Origin of the sequence: Salinicola lusitanus, from assembly GCF_003206045.1 — a bacterium.
Taxonomy (GTDB): Bacteria; Pseudomonadota; Gammaproteobacteria; order Pseudomonadales; family Halomonadaceae; genus Salinicola; species Salinicola lusitanus.
The window spans coordinates 59,971-75,910 of sequence record NZ_PZJM01000004.1; the positions used below are offsets into that span (position 1 = coordinate 59,971).

General features: G+C 64.6%; 15 protein-coding genes. 7 read left to right on the forward strand and 8 right to left on the reverse strand.

Annotated elements, in window-relative coordinates; genetic code table 11:
• Nucleotides 1-154: 154 nt before the first annotated feature.
• The 3 genes from DOM45_RS07495 (at nucleotide 155) to DOM45_RS07505 (ending at nucleotide 2,047) form a co-directional block, all read left to right on the forward strand.
• On the forward strand, nucleotides 155-484 hold the full coding sequence (locus tag DOM45_RS07495; RefSeq protein WP_110599125.1) for a DUF1820 family protein: 330 nt from the start codon (nucleotides 155-157) through the stop codon (nucleotides 482-484).
• Between the two features lie 263 nt (nucleotides 485-747).
• Complete coding sequence (locus tag DOM45_RS07500) at nucleotides 748-1,341, forward strand: TIGR04211 family SH3 domain-containing protein (RefSeq protein ID WP_240612321.1); 594 nt, start codon at nucleotides 748-750, stop codon at nucleotides 1,339-1,341.
• A 19-nt stretch (nucleotides 1,342-1,360) separates the two neighbouring features.
• A complete protein-coding gene (locus DOM45_RS07505) occupies nucleotides 1,361-2,047 on the forward strand; it encodes a class I SAM-dependent methyltransferase (protein WP_110599129.1) in 687 nt (228 codons plus the stop codon).
• 78 nt (nucleotides 2,048-2,125) lie between these two features.
• Here DOM45_RS07505 and DOM45_RS07510 read toward each other — a convergent pair whose 3' ends face one another.
• The 8 genes from DOM45_RS07510 to ggt all read right to left on the reverse strand — a co-directional run bounded on the left by DOM45_RS07510 (nucleotide 2,126) and on the right by ggt (nucleotide 10,984).
• Entirely contained in the window at nucleotides 2,126-2,719 is a 594-nt protein-coding gene (locus tag DOM45_RS07510; RefSeq protein WP_110599131.1) for a YajG family lipoprotein, read from the reverse strand.
• Between the two features lie 102 nt (nucleotides 2,720-2,821).
• A complete protein-coding gene (locus DOM45_RS07515; protein ID WP_110599134.1) occupies nucleotides 2,822-3,907 on the reverse strand; it encodes a sulfate/molybdate ABC transporter ATP-binding protein in 1,086 nt (361 codons plus the stop codon).
• Nucleotides 3,904-4,731, reverse strand: coding sequence for a sulfate ABC transporter permease subunit CysW (gene cysW / locus DOM45_RS07520; RefSeq protein ID WP_110599136.1), 828 nt, complete (start codon nucleotides 4,729-4,731; stop codon nucleotides 3,904-3,906). Before cysW ends, DOM45_RS07515 begins: the two co-directional genes overlap by 4 nt.
• The gene (gene cysT / locus DOM45_RS07525; RefSeq protein WP_110599138.1) at nucleotides 4,731-5,585 is read right to left on the reverse strand and encodes a sulfate/thiosulfate ABC transporter permease CysT; all 855 of its coding nucleotides are present in this window, start codon (nucleotides 5,583-5,585) and stop codon (nucleotides 4,731-4,733) included. Before cysT ends, cysW begins: the two co-directional genes overlap by 1 nt.
• Nucleotides 5,582-6,610, reverse strand: a complete 1,029-nt coding sequence (cysP, locus tag DOM45_RS07530) for a thiosulfate ABC transporter substrate-binding protein CysP (RefSeq protein WP_110599140.1) — start codon at nucleotides 6,608-6,610, stop codon at nucleotides 5,582-5,584. The genes cysT and cysP overlap by 4 nt, the downstream gene beginning before the upstream one ends.
• A gap of 169 nt (nucleotides 6,611-6,779) precedes the next feature.
• Entirely contained in the window at nucleotides 6,780-7,940 is a 1,161-nt protein-coding gene (locus tag DOM45_RS07535; protein WP_110599142.1) for an MFS transporter, read from the reverse strand.
• 21 nt (nucleotides 7,941-7,961) lie between these two features.
• Nucleotides 7,962-9,167, reverse strand: a complete 1,206-nt coding sequence (locus DOM45_RS07540) for an SH3 domain-containing protein (protein ID WP_110599144.1) — start codon at nucleotides 9,165-9,167, stop codon at nucleotides 7,962-7,964.
• Nucleotides 9,168-9,235: 68 nt separating this feature from the next.
• A complete protein-coding gene (gene ggt / locus DOM45_RS07545; protein WP_110599146.1) occupies nucleotides 9,236-10,984 on the reverse strand; it encodes a gamma-glutamyltransferase in 1,749 nt (582 codons plus the stop codon).
• Nucleotides 10,985-11,288: 304 nt separating this feature from the next.
• Here ggt and DOM45_RS07550 point away from each other — a divergent pair, with 304 nt between their 5' ends.
• The 4 genes from DOM45_RS07550 to rpe all read left to right on the forward strand — a co-directional run bounded on the left by DOM45_RS07550 (nucleotide 11,289) and on the right by rpe (nucleotide 15,934).
• Complete coding sequence (locus tag DOM45_RS07550; RefSeq protein ID WP_110599148.1) at nucleotides 11,289-11,999, forward strand: gluconate 2-dehydrogenase subunit 3 family protein; 711 nt, start codon at nucleotides 11,289-11,291, stop codon at nucleotides 11,997-11,999.
• 3 nt (nucleotides 12,000-12,002) lie between these two features.
• Nucleotides 12,003-13,775: a GMC family oxidoreductase gene (locus tag DOM45_RS07555; RefSeq protein WP_162302607.1), complete on the forward strand. Its 1,773-nt coding sequence runs from the start codon at nucleotides 12,003-12,005 to the stop codon at nucleotides 13,773-13,775.
• Nucleotides 13,776-13,786: 11 nt separating this feature from the next.
• Entirely contained in the window at nucleotides 13,787-15,112 is a 1,326-nt protein-coding gene (locus DOM45_RS07560) for a cytochrome c (protein ID WP_110599150.1), read from the forward strand.
• Between the two features lie 135 nt (nucleotides 15,113-15,247).
• Nucleotides 15,248-15,934 (forward strand): ribulose-phosphate 3-epimerase, encoded by a 687-nt coding sequence (gene rpe / locus DOM45_RS07565; RefSeq protein WP_110599152.1) that lies wholly within the window; start codon nucleotides 15,248-15,250, stop codon nucleotides 15,932-15,934.
• Nucleotides 15,935-15,940: the final 6 nt, after the last annotated feature.

The following is a 15,940-nucleotide window of genomic DNA, read 5'->3' on the forward strand; positions in this document are numbered from 1 at the left end:
AACGCGGCATTATACGGGCGATGGAGCGATACAGCCAACCCGTGTCGCTCGCATGGTGTAGCGGCTGTGGTACCCTTGCGCCTATTTGCGACGCCATGGTCCGGGAACGAATGCTCGTGAGCGTGGCCGATGTTATCGAGAGAGCCGTTCGTCTATGCCCAGCAAGCCGATCTATCGGGTAGTGTTTCACAATCAGGGTGAGGTGTGGGAACTCTACGCCAGGGAGATCTTCCAAAGCGATCTGTGGGGATTCATCGAGGTCGAGTCTTTCGTGTTCGAGGATCAGTCCAAGGTAGTGGTCGATCCCGGCGCGGAAAAACTGCGCCGAACCTTCGATGGCGTCAATCGCAGCTACATACCCTACAGTGCGATCGTGCGTATCGACGAGGTGGAGCGAGGAGGCGTGGCCAAGGCGGTCAAGGCCGAAGGCAACGTGACCGAGTTTCCCCGGCCCATGGCCTGGCCGCCCAGGGACGATGGTTGAGACGGCAACTCGAAACCTCATGAATTGGTTAGTTTTTCATCAGTTTGTCGCGAATGCCGGGGTAGCCGGCGAATGGCGCCACTGTTACGCAAGTTGTCCAAATGGTTATCCACAGAAAGTGTGGATGACTGAATCACCGCCCTCGCAGGACGCGAGGTGTGGTCTCATCGTCGCCCGATTCATCGTTGCGTGAAGAGATGCCCAACCGTTATCGATTAGCCACTTAAGATCACGACGATATGTTGAAAATCCGAAATCTAGTCATGGGCTGTGCCTTGAGCGCCGCCCTGTTCTCCGCTTCCGCCATGGCGCAGGATGGCCATTGGGTCAGCGATTCCCTGACCACTTTCGTGCGCAGCGGCCCGACCGACGGCTATCGTATCGTCGGGACGCTCACCAGTGGCGATCCCGTGACGGTGCTGCAGACCCAGGGGGACTACACCCAGGTCCGCGGGCCGGATGGCGACGAGGTGTGGGTACAGTCCCAGTTCATCCAGGATCAGCCCAGCGCCCAGCAGCAACTGCCGGCGCTGCAGAAGAAGGTCGATCAGTTGACCACGCGTCTCGACGGCATCGACGACGAGTGGAACCAGCGGGTCGCCGATATGCGCAACGACCTGAAGGACCGCCAGGCGCAGGTCGATGAGCTTCAGGCTACCAACAACCAGCTCAACCAGGCCTACTCCCAGGCGGAAAGCAAGATGCGCGAGATGCAGGCGCGTCTGGATACCCAGGAGGAGGATCTGCTGATGCGCTACTTCATGTACGGTGGCGGTGTCGCCGGGGCGGGCCTGATTCTGGGGTTGATCGTCCCGCATCTGCCGCGCCGCCGTCGCAAGCGCGACCGCTGGTTCTGAGTTTCCGAAGGGGAACGGCATGAGCGGGGCGGACTGGCTGGAGCGCTGGCGCCAGGGACGCATCGGATTCCATCTCCAGGCGCCGCACCCGGCACTGGAGGGGTTCTGGGGTCGGCTCGAGTTGCGTGCCGGCGCCAAGGTGCTGGTGCCGCTGTGCGGCAAGAGTCAGGACATGCGCTGGCTGGTCGAGCGCGGCTATCCGGTGCTGGGAATCGAGCTGTCGCCGCTGGCCATCGAACAGTTCGTGGCGGAAGAGCCGTGCAGCGCGGGGAAGAGGCGGACGGCGCTACGCTATCGCCAATCCGGCTTCGAGTGTACCCGCCTGGGGCGTATCGAGCTGTGGTGTGGCGATTTCTTCCATTTCCAGGTGGAGCAGGCCGCCGAGCTCGCCGGTTTCTACGACCGGGCCGCGCTGATCGCGCTGCCACCCGCCACGCGTCAACGCTACGCGCACCATCTGGCGCAGCTGTTGCTGCCAGGCACGCGCGGGCTGCTGATCACCCTGACCCATGACGATCCCGACCGCGGCCCGCCATTCAGCGTGACCCACGCCGAGGTCGAGGCGTTGATGGCGCCGAACTTCGAGTTGGTGCTCTGCGATGTCGCCACCGCCGCCGATGGTCTGGTCGAGAGCGTCTGGCAACTGACCCGACGCGGCCCTGTCCGTCAGGCGCATTCCAACCGCTCCCGCGACGAACACCCGTAAACGACGAACCGCCTGCCACGTTACCGTGACAGGCGGTTCGTCGTTCCGGCCGCCGCTGAGGCGCTCTCCCGGGGAGGGTCAGCGGGCCAACAGGTTGGCCAGCTGCTGGTCGCGGAACGTCCGGTCCAGGGCATTGCTCAACAGCTCGCTGACCATGCGATTGTTGGTATCCCAGTCCGGCTTGAGCGCGTAGCTCTGTGAGCGCTTGGCGGTGTAGCGACCGGTGTAGGTGTTGCCACCGTTATCGACTTCCGCCTGGATGATCGCCTGCAACTGGGAGGCGCCCAGCAGCGGCTGCTCGGCAGTGCCGCGAGCGTAATTCAGCTCCGACAGGGTCAGTGTCAGGGCGGGGCCGCCGCTGTTCTGGCTGGTCGGATTGAATCCCATGCTGCGCAGGGCGTTCTCGGCCTGAGCGCGAATCTTGGGAATCACGTCGTGGGCTTCGACGGTGATCGTCGAGGTCGCCGAGGCCGTTCCCGAACGGGTGCCGATGACGCTACTGTCTCGTCCGTCGACCACTTCCAGGGCGACCGACTGCCCGTTGCCGGTATGCGGGAAGTCTCCGCTCACCTTGGGATTCACGGACAGGATCTGGGGACTCTGCGCGCACGCCGTCAGCAGGCCGAGCAACAGCATGGTGGCCGTGCACTTGAGTGCAAACCATTGACGCATAACGGTGAACCTCTCGAATCATGGGAACGGACAGGCCCATTATAGACACCGCTCGTCCGTTTCCGGAACGCCAGTGGACGCATCTCGGCTCGCCGGTCCGATTCAGGAAGTCGCCAGCGGTGCCAGGGTCTGCGGTCGTGGCGTATCGAAGCGATGCAGGCGGCTGGGCTGGGCGAAAAGGCGTTTGCCTCGTTTCACGTCCAGGCGCTCGAACTCGGCGTGACTAATGGTGGCCAGCCAGGGTTCGCCGAGCCAGTCGGCCTCCAGCTCAAGACGGACTTCCGCGCCGACCGGAACGACAGCCGTGACGCTGACCGGAAGGTGCGCGCAGGCATCGGGCTGCTCTCCCAGCCGGATCTCGTGAGGTCGGAGCAGCAGTTCCTGGCGGCCATTCTCGACGCCGGGTACCGCAACGCGAGCGTCGCCGCAGGTCAGGACTTCGGCTTCGACATCGCCTTCGAGCCGGTTGACGTCGCCCAGGAACTCGAACACGAACTGGTTGGCGGGGTGGCGATAGAGGGTATCCGGCGTGGCGATCTGCTCGACCCGACCGTTGCTCATCACCACCACCCGATCCGACAGCTCCAGCGCCTCTTCCTGATCGTGGGTCACGAACAGGCTGGTGAAGTGGAGTTCTTCATGGAGGTGACGCAGCCAACGGCGTAGCTCCTGGCGGACCTTGGCGTCCAGTGCGCCAAAGGGTTCGTCGAGCAGCAGCACGTCGGGTTTCAGCGCCAGGGCGCGGGCCAGCGAGACGCGCTGTTGCTGGCCGCCGGAAAGCTGCGCCGGGAAGCGCCGGGCGAAGTCCTGCAGCCGGACCATTTCCAGCAGCTGCATGACCCGGCTACGGATCTCGCCGCTGGAGGGGCGCCGGGATCGCGGCATGGCGGTGAGACCGAAGGCGACGTTGTCGAATACGGTCATGTGGCGAAACAGCGCATAGTGCTGAAAGACGAAGCCGATGCGCCGGTCGCGCACGTGAACCCGAGTCACGTCACGGTCGCCGAAGTGGATCGAGCCGCCGTCGGCCTGTTCCAGGCCGGCGACGATGCGCAGCAGCGTGGTCTTGCCGGAACCGGAGGGGCCGAGCAGCCCGATCAACTCGCCATCGTGGATGTCGAGATCGATGGGTTCCAGGGCGCGGGTTTGCCCGTAGCGCTTGTCGATCTGTGAGATGCGAATACTCATGTCGCGGTCTCCCGGCGCGCGGCGCGCCATTCGAGTGCGGCCTTGGCGGCCAGCGTCAGTAGTGCCAGCAATGCCAGCAGCGATGCGCTGGTGAAGGCACCGACGGTGTTGTAATCCTGGTAGAGCTGTTCGACCTGTAGCGGCAGGGTGTTGGTCTGGCCACGGATCGCCCCGGCGACCACCGACACCGCGCCGAACTCGCCGACGGCGCGGGCGTTGGTCAGGATCACGCCATAGAGCAGGGCGTGGCGGATGTTCGGTAGCGTGACGCGACGGAAGATCGTCCAGCCGGAAGCGCCGAGTGTGACGGCGGCTTCTTCCTCGCGCGACCCCTGCGTCTGCATCAGCGGGATCAGTTCGCGAGCGACGAACGGGCAGGTGACGAACAGCGTCACCAGCACGATGCCCGGCCAGGCGAACATGATCTGGATGTCGTGGGCGTCGAGCCAGCCGCCAAGCCAGCCGTTGCGGCCATAGAGCAGCAGGTAGACGAGACCCGCGACCACCGGCGAGACCGCGAACGGGATGTCGATCAGCGTCTGCAGCAGGCGCCGGCCGGGAAAGTCGAAGCGCGTCACCAGCCAGGCCAGAAACACCCCGAAGACCAGGTTGACCGGTACCGTGATCGCCGCGACCAGCAGCGTGAGGCCGATGGCGGAGAGGGTGTAGACACTGCTCAGATTCTGCCAGTAGACGTCGATGCCGCTCATCAGCGCCTGGGCGAAGATCGCCACCAGCGGCAGCAGCAGGAACAGCGCGGTCAACGTCAGCGCCGTGCCGATCAGCAGGCGGCGGACACGCGGTGCATCACCGATACGAATCATCAGCCGCGCCCTCCATGCAGTCGCTTGATGAAGCGGCCCTGCCACAGGTTGATCGCCAGCAGCAGCGCCAGCGAAGTGGCCAGCACGATCGACGCCACCGCCGAGGCACCGGCGTAGTCGTACTCCTGCAGCTTGACGAAGACCATCAGCGAGGTGATCTCGGTTTCGTAGGGCTTGCCGCCGGCGATGAAGATCACCGCGCCGAATTCCCCCAACGAGCGCACGAAGGCGAGCCCGGTGCCGGTGACCAGCGCCGGCCACAGGTAGGGCAGGATGACGCGCCGAAAGGCGTGCCCATCGCTGGCGCCGAGCGTCATCGCGGCCTCGTCCACCTCGGCGGGAAGATCCTCCAGTACCGGCTGCACGGTGCGTACCACGAAGGGAATGCTGGTGAACGCCATCGCCAGGGCGATGCCGATCCAGGTGTAGGAGACCGAGATCCCCCACGGTTCCAGCAGCCGCCCGATCCAGCCGTTACTGGAGTAGAGCGTTGCCAGGGTGATGCCGGCCACCGCCGTGGGCAGCGCGAACGGCAGGTCCATCAGCGCGTCGACCAGGCGTTTGCCGGGAAATTCGTAGCGCACCAGCACCCACGCCATCAGCAAGCCGAACGCCGCGTTGAACAGCGCCGCGACGCCGGCGCCGAACAGCGTGACGGCGTAGCTCGCCAGCAGCCTCGGGTCGGTGATCAGGAACCAGTACTGCGACCAGCTCAGCTGCGAAAGCTGCCCCACCAGACTGGTCAGGGGCAGCAGCAGGACCAGCGAAACGAAGGTCAGCGAGATGCCGAGGGAGAGCCCGAAGCCGGGGAGCACCCGGCGTTCGCGGCGCCGCATGAGGGCCTGGGCGATCATCGGCGTTGGAGTTGATCCAGTTCACCGCCGCTCGAGAAGTGCGTCTGCATCGCCTCGGGCCAGCTGCCGAAGACGTCTTCGACGCGCAGCAGTTCGGTTTCCGGGAACTGGTCGCTGAACTCGGCGGCGACCTTCTCGTCGTTGACGCGGTAGTTGAATCCGGCCAGCAGGCGCTGCGCCTCCTCGGTGTAGAGGTAATCGAGATAGCCCTTGGCCAGATCTTCATTGCCGTTGCGCTGGGCGTACTCGTCGACCACCGCCACCGGGAATTCGGCCAGGATGCTGACGGGGGGCACCACCACCTCGTAGTCGTCCTTGCCGTACTCGTTGCGGATGTTGTTGACCTCGGACTCGAAGGTGATCAGGACGTCGCCGATTCCGCGCTCGACGAAGGTCGTCGTGGCGCCGCGGCCGCCGGTGTCGAACACCTCGACGTTGCCGAGGAACGTCTTCATGTAATCCTCGATCTTGGCCTCGTCGCCATCGAAGGCCTGGTCGGCATAGCCCCAGGCCGCCAGGTAGGTATAGCGACCGTTGCCCGAGGTCTTGGGGTTGGGGAACACCAGCGAGACGTCATCACGGGCGAGATCGTCCCAGTTCTCGATCTGCTTGGGGTTGCCCTTGCGCACCAGGAACGCGGTGGTGGAGTAGTAGGGCGAGGCGTTGTTCGGATAGCGATCCTGCCAATCCTTGGCGACCAGGCCTGCGTCGGCGAGCACGTTGACATCGGTGACCTGGTTGAACGTCACCACATCGGCGCGCAGCCCCTGCATGATCGAACGGGCCTGGGTCGAGGAGCCGCCATGGGACTGCTTGACGCCGACGGTTTCGTCGTGCTGCTCCTGCCACCAGTCGATGAACTTCGGATTGATCGCGGCGAACAGCTCGCGGGCGATGTCATAGGAGGAGTTGAGCAGTTCGCGCGGCTGATCCTGGGCCTGGGCCGGCGACAGGGCACCCAGCGTCAAGGCCAGGCCGAGGGTGGATGCCGCGAAGAGTGAGCGAGGTCTGGAGAGCCCGAGCATAATCTGTTCCCTACGGATTATTAGCGATGCCGGCAAGGCTAGATAAATCCTAATGGAATGACAATTCGTTTACTTAGATCAATTTTTTATAACTTTGCGCGGTAACTCTATAAGCTCCCGCGGGGGCGAATCGACGACCCGTCGCTTACCACGGGTGGCGGCACCACGCTCATCCCCGGCCGGATGGCTGACCCAAGCGTCGCAAACCGATCAGCCCCAGCAGCGGACCGGGCAGCAGCCACCACGCGATCGTCGCATCCAGCGCAGGGAGCCAAGGTACCAGCAGGCCGATCGAGAGGGCGGAGATGGCGAAGCCGATGGCGTTCTGGAGCGTCAACGCGCTACCGACCAGTGCGGGCGGGCAGGCGTTGGCGGAGAGGGCGGAAAACTGCGGGGAGTCGATCACCGCGAGCAGGCTCCACGCCGCCAGGTACACGCTCAGAGCGCCGAAACCGAGATGGGGCGCCAGCCACGGATATAGCGCGCAACCCACCGCCGAGCCGGCCAGCCCCAGGGTCGCGACCCGACGGCTGCCGAGGCGCTGGCTCAACCAGCCGCCCAGCCAGCAGCCGGGGGCGCCGACGGCGATCAGGGCGAACGCCAACAGCGACAGTGCCCGCGGGGAGAGCTCGGGGTTCGCCGCCACCAGTAGCAGCGGAATCAGCGTCCAGAGCGTGTAGAGCTCCCACATGTGCCCGAAGTAGGCGCTGGCGGCGCGGCGGAAATCGGCGATGCCGAAGGCGGCCAGTCCGGCCAGGCGCGATCTCGGCGGTGGGGCACTCCGTCCGTGGGGAGCAGCATCGCCCAACTGCCAGACGATGGCCGCCGCCAGCAGCGCGAGCAGGGAGGCGAACCACAGCGTCGCCCGCCAGCTGCCTCCCCACTCGATCCCGGCCAGCAGATGGGGCATCGCGGTGCCCAGGACCAGCATGCCGACCAGCCACGCCAGCCCGAGCCCGGCTCGCCCTGGCGCCCAGCCCACCATCAGTTTCATCCCGATGGGGTAGATGCCGGCCAACGCCAGCCCGGTCACCACGCGCAACCCCACGGCTGGCCAGAGCCCGCCCGCGTAAGGCAGCAGCGCATTGGAGAGCGCGCCGATCAGGCACGACAGCGCGAACAGGCGGCTGGCGGGGGCGCGGTCGGCAAGCCCGCTCAGGCCGATCCCGAGCGTACCGGCCAGGAAACCGATCTGGACCGCGCCGGTCAGCCAGCCCAGGTCGGCCGGCGCGAGATTCCAGGCGGTCTGAAGGTCGCCGATCACGGCGTTGGGCGTGAACCACAGGGCGGTACCGAACCACTCGGCAATGGCAATCAGGACGATGGGCATCGGGAAGGCCTGTCGTAGCGGCTAGTCGCTGCCTTGAGGGTCATTGGAGGCACGGTCATCTCCGGCACTGTCATCAACCGCATCGCCACCGTCATCAGCCGTCTCCCCGTCAACCCCGTCGTCATCGGCTTTGGCCTTCTGGCCGTAGACGACGGCCCCGGGAATCACGAATTGGCGCATGCCGGTATCGATCTGGTAGTGATCGCCGATCTTTCTGGCGATGTAATCCGCGCCGGCATTACTGCCATTACCGCTGTCACCGCCATGATTGATTGCGGTCACCATGCCGGTCTCGAACAGGATATGCAGCGAGCCTTTCGAGCCCTGGCCTGGAGGCATGGCGATCCAGATGCCGGCATTGCCAGGACCGTCGCGAATCACGCCGAAAGGGCAGCGCTGGGCGGGTTGGCCCGGTTCCAGCACGCAGTCGACCGTACCCGTGGCGTCGAAGTCGTGGTCGCTGCTGTTCAGGCCTTCAAGTTCGGTGCCGCCTCTCGAGGAGCTCGACGCCGATGGCTGGCTTCCTTCGACCAGGAATCGCCCGGCGGCCCAGCCGCGGAGCCCCGAACCCGCGGCGCGAACGTGGCACCAGCGATCGGCGCCGCTCAGACGGCAGCCAAGATTCTCTAGGGTTTCGCCATTGGCCAACTGGCCGGCAATGGCGTACTGCCGGCCAGGACCCGAGCGGACGTTGAGCCGGGTCGTCGCGTCTTCCAGCTCCACCTGCCAGTATTTCGGCCCGTCCATTGCCTCGGGTCGGTGGGTTCCTGCGGGCTTGGCGCTGTCCCTGTTCGCCTCGGCCGTCGGGGCCTCGCCCGCTTCGCCGACATCGATGGTCAGCGTGTAGCTCGCCTGTTCGTCACGCCGTGCGGCCGCGCGGACCAGGAACACCTGAACGAGATAGTCGCCGGTTTCCGGCAGGGCGACATCCGCGACGTTGCCCGCCATCATCCCCGCGAACAGGAACTCGCCGCCGTCGTTCGACTTGATATTGAAGTAGACGCTGTCGCGGGAGGCATCCAGGTCCACGGACAGGATCTGGCCCTGCTTTGCGGCGACGCGATACTCGGCGGTCTGGTCGCCGCTTAGCCGAGCCTCGATCACGCGTTCGGGTTCGCTGGCGGCGAGCGTGATGCGCTCGCCGATCGTCGATTGGGCGGCGGCGCCGAGTGGCATGACGACGAGCGCCAGCAGGCAGAGGATGTGCCGAGCGGGCGCGGTCACCATGACCACCGCCCGGCGTCATCCGCTCGGTGCTGTACGGAGCCGATCCGGGACTTGGTATCTCTCATGACTCAAATGCCCATCGCCGACGAGGTCGAGCGTCGCGGGTCGGCTCCGCCGGTGAAGGTGCCGTCGTCCTCGATCAGGATCGACTGTGCCGCGCCCATCGCCTCCTGCTGGCTGACCTTGTGGCCCATGGCCTCGAGCAGCGCGATGGTATCCGGGCTGATGCCGTCCTCGATGCGGATCTCGTCCGGCAACCACTGGTCGTGGATCCGGGGTGCGCTGACCGCGCTCTGAATGTTCATGCCATGGTCGATCACGTTCATCACCACCTGCAGCGTGGTGGTGATGATGCGCGAGCCCCCCGGGCTGCCCGTCACCAGGAAGTTCTTGCCGTCCTTCTTGACGATGGTCGGCGTCATCGAGGAGAGCATTCGCTTTTCCGGTTCGATCTTGTTGGCTTCCCCACCGATCAGCCCGTAGGCGTTGGGGGTGCCGGGCTTGGCGGAGAAGTCGTCCATCTCGTTGTTGAGCAGGAAGCCGGCGCCGTCGACGACGATGCCCGAGCCGTAGCTGAAGTTGATGGTGTAGGTGTTGGAGACGGCGAGGCCGCTGTCGTCGGCGATCGAGAAGTGGGTGGTCTCGTTGGACTCGTACGGCAGCGGATCTCCCGCGGCGATCTCGCTGCTGGGCGTGGCCCGGTCGAGGTCGATCTGGTTGCGCAGTTCCTCGGCGTAGGCCTTGGATGTGATGCCTTCGAGCGGGACATCGACGAAATCGGTGTCGCCCAGGTATTCGGCGCGGTCGGCGTAGGCGCGCTTCATCGCCTCGCTCATGACGTGGATCGTGCGCGCCGAGTTGAAGCCCATGGCGTGAATGTCGTAGCCCTCGAGGATATTGAGCATCTGCACGATATGCGCGCCGCCGGAGGAGGGAGGGCTCATCGCATAGACGTCGTAGCCGCGGTAGTTGCCGTGGACGGGTTCGCGAATCGTCGGCTGGTAGTCGGCGAGATCCCGTGCCGTCATCAGGCCGCCGTGATTCTGCATCTCGGCGGTGATCAGGCGTGCCGTCTCGCCCTCGTAGAACTCCCGCGGACCGTTCTCGGCGATACGCTTGAGCGTCGCGGCAAGATCGGGCTGGCGAAACCGCTCGCCGGGACGATAGAGCGAGCCGTCCGGCTTGTAGAACACCTTGCGCGTCGACTCCCACTGTTTTAGTCGATCCTGGGACTGCTCGAGCCCCTCGGCGAAGCGTGGCGGGATGATGAACCCTTCCTCCGCCAGCTGGATCGCGGGCGCCAGCGCCTCGGCAAGCGTCATCGTGCCGTACTGGTCCAGCGCCATCGCCAGGCCGGCCACGGTGCCGGGCACGCCGGAGGCGTTGTGGGTATAGCGCGAGAGTTCGGAGACGGCCTCGCCCTGTTCGTTCTGGAACATGGTCTCGTAGGCCGCGGCGGGCGCCTTCTCGCGGTAGTCGATGGCGATGACCTTGTCGCTCTTTTCGTCGGAGATCAGCATGAATCCGCCGCCGCCGATATTGCCCGATCGGGGCTGGGTCACTGCCAGCGCGAAACCGGCGGTGACGGCGGCATCGACCGCGTTGCCGCCATCCTCGAGAACCTCGTGAGCGATCTGTGAGGCGAGGTAGTGACTGGTGGCGACCATCCCGTGCTCGCCGACCTGGGGATGGAAACGCTCGCCCTCGAGAATGGCGGCCTGACCCAGCGAGGCCACCGAGTAGGCGAAGGTCAGACAGAAGACGCAGAGTCCGGCGACCCGGCGAGGATAGTTCTTGGCGGGGGTGAGTCTCGGCATGCGGTTACCCTCGAAATGCGATTGTTGTCATGGCTGAGCTGAATCGTGAAACCTGTTGAGCGCTCGATTAACGCCTTGGGCAGTATAGAAATTTTTCGTCATGAATGTGGTTTTCGGGTATTTGATTCCCGTGCTAAGCAGTTTTAGGTGTGATAATTTGTCGCATGTCATTCAGAGGAATTAACAAATAACTGGCAGTTATGAACTGCCCGAACAGCGGCGCCTGACCGCCGTTGGTCGATAACAAGGCTCGGAGCCAACGAGCCGAACGCTGTGCTTCACCCGGACTGTGAAGGAGATAACCATGAGCTCAGAGCTCAAGAACGCGTCGCGTCGGGGGTTCATCAAGGGATCGCTGATGATGATTCCAGCGGTGACCGTCGGCAGTGGCGTATCGCTGACCGCCGCGGCCGCGGAGCCCCCCGCCAATCTCGACGCCTATCAGCCGACGTTTTTCGATGCCGACGAGTGGCGATTCATTCTGGCCGCCTGCGATCGCCTGATCCCCAGCGATGGCGAAGGTCCGGGGGCGCTCGAGACCAATGTGCCGATCTTCATCGACCAGCAGATGGAGGGCAAATTCGGCCATGCGACGGACTGGTACATGAAAGGGCCGTTTCACCCGGACGTTTCGCCGCTGTTCGGCTATCAGTCGCCACTGGCGCCGCGGGACGTCTATCGCAAGGGGATCGCGGCAACGGGGCGCCATTGCCAGGACAACCACGGCAAGGGGTTCGCAGCGCTCGACGCCGACACCCAGACCCAGATACTGACGCAGTTGGAGAAAGGGGAGATCGAGTTCGACGATGTCTCTTCCGGGCAGTTCTTCGCGTTTCTGCTGCAGAACACCAAGGAAGGCTATTTCGCCGACCCGATCCATGGGGGCAACAAGCACATGGCGTCGTGGAAGTTCATCGGCTTCCCCGGCGCGCGTGCCTCATACCTGGAGTGGGTCGAACAACACAACAAGGCTTATCCGCTCGGTCCGGTCAGCCTTACCGGAGAGAGGGGATAGATTGTGGCCAAGACCAACCCGCATGTGGATGTCGTACTGATCGGCCTCGGCTGGACCAATTCGATCATGGGCATGGAGATGACCGATGAAGGTCTCAGCGTTCTCGCGCTGGAGCGCGGCCCGGATCAGGATACCGTGCCCGATTTCGCCTATCCCAAGATGGCCGATGAGCTGACCTACGGCGTTCGCTATCAACTGATGCAGCGCCCGGCCAAGAGCACGCTCACCGTCCGCCATGGGGTCCGGGATCTGGCGGTGCCGTATCGTAGCCTGGGATCGTTTCTGCCGGGCAACGGCGTCGGCGGTGCCGGGACGCACTGGAACGGGCATACCTGGCGTCCGCAGCCGCAGGAGCTGCGGTTGAAGAGCTACGTCGAGGAGACGTTCGGCTCGGATACCATTCCCGAAGAGATGGCCATCCAGGACTTCGGGATCAGTTACGACGAGCTCGAGCCGCATTTCGACTTCTTCGAGAAAGTCGCCGGCATCGCCGGCAAGGCCGGCAATCTCAACGGCGAGATCCAGGAGGGTGGCAACCCCTTCGAAGGCTGGCGCTCCGACGAGTATCCCATGCCGCCGATGAAGCGGACCCTCAACGACACCCTGTTCCGCGACATGGCTGCCGAGCAGGGGCTGCACCCGTTCCCGATGCCCGCGGCCAACGCCTCCGAGGCGTACACCAACCCCTACGGCATGCAGCTGGCACCGTGCAACTACTGCGGGTTCTGCGAGCGCTACGGCTGCCTCAACTACTCCAAGTCGTCGCCGCAGACCTGCGTGTTGGGTGCGCTCAAGCAGCGCAAGAACTTCGCCTATCGTGCCAACTGCGAGGTGATGAAGGTCAATCTCGCCAGTGACGGCAAGACCGCCACCGGTGTCACCTACATCGACGAGAACGGCGACGAGGTGATCCAGCCGGCCGATCTGGTGATCATGGGCGCCTATTCGCTGCACAACGTGCATCTGCTGCTGCTCTCCGGCATCGGCAAGCCCTACGACCCCATCAGCGGCGAAGGGGTGGTCGGCAAGAACTACGCCTACCAGATGAACGGCGGCGCCACGCTCTACTTCAAGGACAAGGAGTTCAACCCGTTCATCGGCGCGGGGGCCAACGCCGAGGTGCTCAACGACTTCGGCGTCGAGCAGATCGATTTCGGCCAGGCGGGGTTCATCGGCGGATCCTACTTCAGCGCGGCCATGACCAACGGCCAGCCGATTCGCAACATGCCGTTGCCCAAGGGCGCTCCCAACTGGGGCGCGCAATGGAAGCAGGCGGTCCAGGAGACCTACGGTCATACCATGACCATCGGCTCCCACGGCAGCAACATGTCCTATCGCGACTGCTACCTGGATCTCGATCCGACCTACACCGACGATCACGGTCGCCCGCTGATGCGCATGACCTTCAACTGGAAGGACAATGACGTGCGCATGACCCAGTTCATGAAGCAGAAGATCGATATCCTCTCCAAGGCCCTGAAGCCGGACGACTACAAGCTGTCGTTCAAGGATTTCGACTCTCAGTACGACGTCCGGCCTTACCAGACCACCCACAACGTGGGGGGCGCGATCATGGGGACCGACCCGACATCCAGCGTGCTCAACCGCTATCTGCAGACCTGGGACGTTCACAACGTCTTCGTGATGGGTGCCAGTGCCTTCCCGCAGAACATCCAGTACAACCCGACCGGGCTGGTCGGCGGGCTGACGTACTGGGCGGCCAAGGCGATCCGCGAGCAGTACCTGCCCAATCCCGGACCACTGGTTCAAGCCTGAGGAGTGCGATCATGATTCATCGATACTGGATGCCCGCACTCATCGGTTGCGGTGTGCTGGGAACGGCGACGGTCGCCATGGCGGCACAGCAGAGCGAGGTCGAGCGTGGGGCGTATCTCGCGCGAGCGGGTGACTGCGTGGCCTGCCACACGGCGCCGGAAGGCAAGCCCTTTGCCGGCGGGCTGAAGATCGAGAGCCCGTTCGGGACGATCGTCTCGACCAATATCACCCCCGACCCGGAAGCGGGCATCGGCAACTATTCGCGGGACGAGTTTGCCGCCGCGCTGCGCGAGGGCAAGCGCGCCGATGGCGCCAACCTGTATCCGGCGATGCCGTATCCCTCCTACGCCAAGTTGACCGACGACGATATCGACGCTCTCTATGCCTACTTCATGCAGGGGGTCGAACCTGTCGCCGAGAAGGCGCCGGAGAGCGATGTCAGCTTCCCGTTCAACCAGCGCTGGGGCATCAGTCTGTGGAACTGGATGTTCGCCGACGCCGACACCTTCGAGCCCAAATCAGGTCAGAGTGAGCAGCTCGCGCGCGGCGCCTATCTGGTCCAGGGGCTGGGGCACTGCGGCAGTTGCCATACGCCTCGCGGCCTGCTGTTCCAGGAGAAGGCGCTGGATGACAGCGACGATGCCTATCTGACCGGCGAGACGCTGGAGGGGTGGTGGGCCCCCAACCTGCGTGGCGGTGGCGGTGACGAAAATGGCGGACGAGGGCTGCAGAACTGGAGCGCCGACGACATCGTCGCCTACCTCGCCACCGGGCGTAACGATCACAGCGCGGTGACCGGCGAGATGACCTCGGTCGTCGCCAACAGCACGTCGCATCTGAGCGACGAGGATCTGCATGCGATGGCGGCCTATCTCAAGTCTCTGCCGCGTGCCGCCGACGGTGAGAAGTCGACCCGCAGTGAGACGACGCCGGAACAGACCGAGAAGATGCTCACCGCCGCCGATGTCGAGGGCAAGCCGGGTGCGCGGCTCTATCTGGATAACTGCAACGCCTGTCACTTCGCCAACGGTCAGGGCGCGCCACAGGTCTTCCCCTCGCTGGTGGACAACGAACTGGTCAACGCCGACGATCCCACCGGGCTCGTTCATGTCATCCTGGCCGGGGCGCGTCTGCCATCGACGCCTGACAAACCGGAAGCGCTGGCGATGCCGGACTTCGGCTGGCGGCTCTCCGACGAGGAGGCCGCGCAGCTGGCGACCTTCGTTCGTGGCGCCTGGGGCAACCACGGCGGCGAGGTGACCGCCGATCAGGTCGCGGAGGTCCGCAAGTCGTTGCCAGAGGATCGCCAGAGCAGCAAGCCCGACTTCGTGGATTGAATCCTCGCCGACAGCTCGATCGAGCCGCCTCGCTGGTGTCGCCAGCGAGGCGGTTTTGCGTCCCGCCCGCCAAACGTCGAGATACGTGCGCTAGAATGGGCGGCAGAAGCCAGCCAGCACAAGGATCCCCCGTTCATGCGCGATTTCAAGATTGCCCCCTCGATTCTCTCCGCCAACTTCGCCTGCCTGGGGCAGGAAGTCGATGACGTGCTGGCGTCGGGGGCCGACATCATTCATTTCGATGTGATGGATAACCACTACGTGCCCAACCTGACGATGGGGCCGATGGTGTGTGAGGCGTTGCGCAAGCACGGCATCACCGCGCCAATCGACTGCCATCTGATGGTCAAGCCGGTGGACCGGCTGATCGGCGACTTCATCGACGCCGGTGCCAGCTACGTGACCTTCCACCCCGAGGCTTCCGAGCACATCGACCGCTCGCTGCAGCTCATCCGCAGCCACGGCTGCAAGGCGGGGCTGGTGTTCAATCCGGCCACGCCGCTCTCCTACCTGGACTACGTGATGGACAAGGTCGACATGATCCTCATCATGAGCGTCAACCCCGGCTTCGGCGGCCAGTCCTTCATCCCCGCCGCGCTGGACAAGCTCAGGGAGGCGCGCCGGCGTATCGACGCCAGCGGATTGCCGATCCGGCTGGAGGTCGATGGTGGCGTGGGGCCGGACAACATTGCCGAGATCGCCGGGGCAGGGGCCGACACCTTCGTTTCCGGCTCGGCGATCTTCAAGGCCCGCAGCCTCGATGATGCCCATCGCTACGACGGCGTGATCGGCAGGATGCGCTCGGCGCTGGCCGGGCACTGAGCACCA

Coding starts and splice junctions, on each gene's coding strand:
- DOM45_RS07560 (WP_110599150.1), top strand. CDS start 13,787: ATGATTCATCGATACTGGATGCCCGCACTCATCGGTTGCGGTGTGCTG.
- ggt (WP_110599146.1), bottom strand. CDS start 10,984: ATGCCGAGACTCACCCCCGCCAAGAACTATCCTCGCCGGGTCGCCGGA.
- DOM45_RS07500 (WP_240612321.1), top strand. CDS start 748: ATGGGCTGTGCCTTGAGCGCCGCCCTGTTCTCCGCTTCCGCCATGGCG.
- cysP (WP_110599140.1), bottom strand. CDS start 6,610: ATGCTCGGGCTCTCCAGACCTCGCTCACTCTTCGCGGCATCCACCCTC.
- rpe (WP_110599152.1), top strand. CDS start 15,248: ATGCGCGATTTCAAGATTGCCCCCTCGATTCTCTCCGCCAACTTCGCC.
- cysT (WP_110599138.1), bottom strand. CDS start 5,585: ATGATCGCCCAGGCCCTCATGCGGCGCCGCGAACGCCGGGTGCTCCCC.
- DOM45_RS07540 (WP_110599144.1), bottom strand. CDS start 9,167: ATGGTGACCGCGCCCGCTCGGCACATCCTCTGCCTGCTGGCGCTCGTC.
- DOM45_RS07510 (WP_110599131.1), bottom strand. CDS start 2,719: ATGCGTCAATGGTTTGCACTCAAGTGCACGGCCACCATGCTGTTGCTC.
- DOM45_RS07495 (WP_110599125.1), top strand. CDS start 155: ATGCCCAGCAAGCCGATCTATCGGGTAGTGTTTCACAATCAGGGTGAG.
- DOM45_RS07505 (WP_110599129.1), top strand. CDS start 1,361: ATGAGCGGGGCGGACTGGCTGGAGCGCTGGCGCCAGGGACGCATCGGA.
- cysW (WP_110599136.1), bottom strand. CDS start 4,731: ATGATTCGTATCGGTGATGCACCGCGTGTCCGCCGCCTGCTGATCGGC.
- DOM45_RS07550 (WP_110599148.1), top strand. CDS start 11,289: ATGAGCTCAGAGCTCAAGAACGCGTCGCGTCGGGGGTTCATCAAGGGA.
- DOM45_RS07535 (WP_110599142.1), bottom strand. CDS start 7,940: ATGCCCATCGTCCTGATTGCCATTGCCGAGTGGTTCGGTACCGCCCTG.
- DOM45_RS07515 (WP_110599134.1), bottom strand. CDS start 3,907: ATGAGTATTCGCATCTCACAGATCGACAAGCGCTACGGGCAAACCCGC.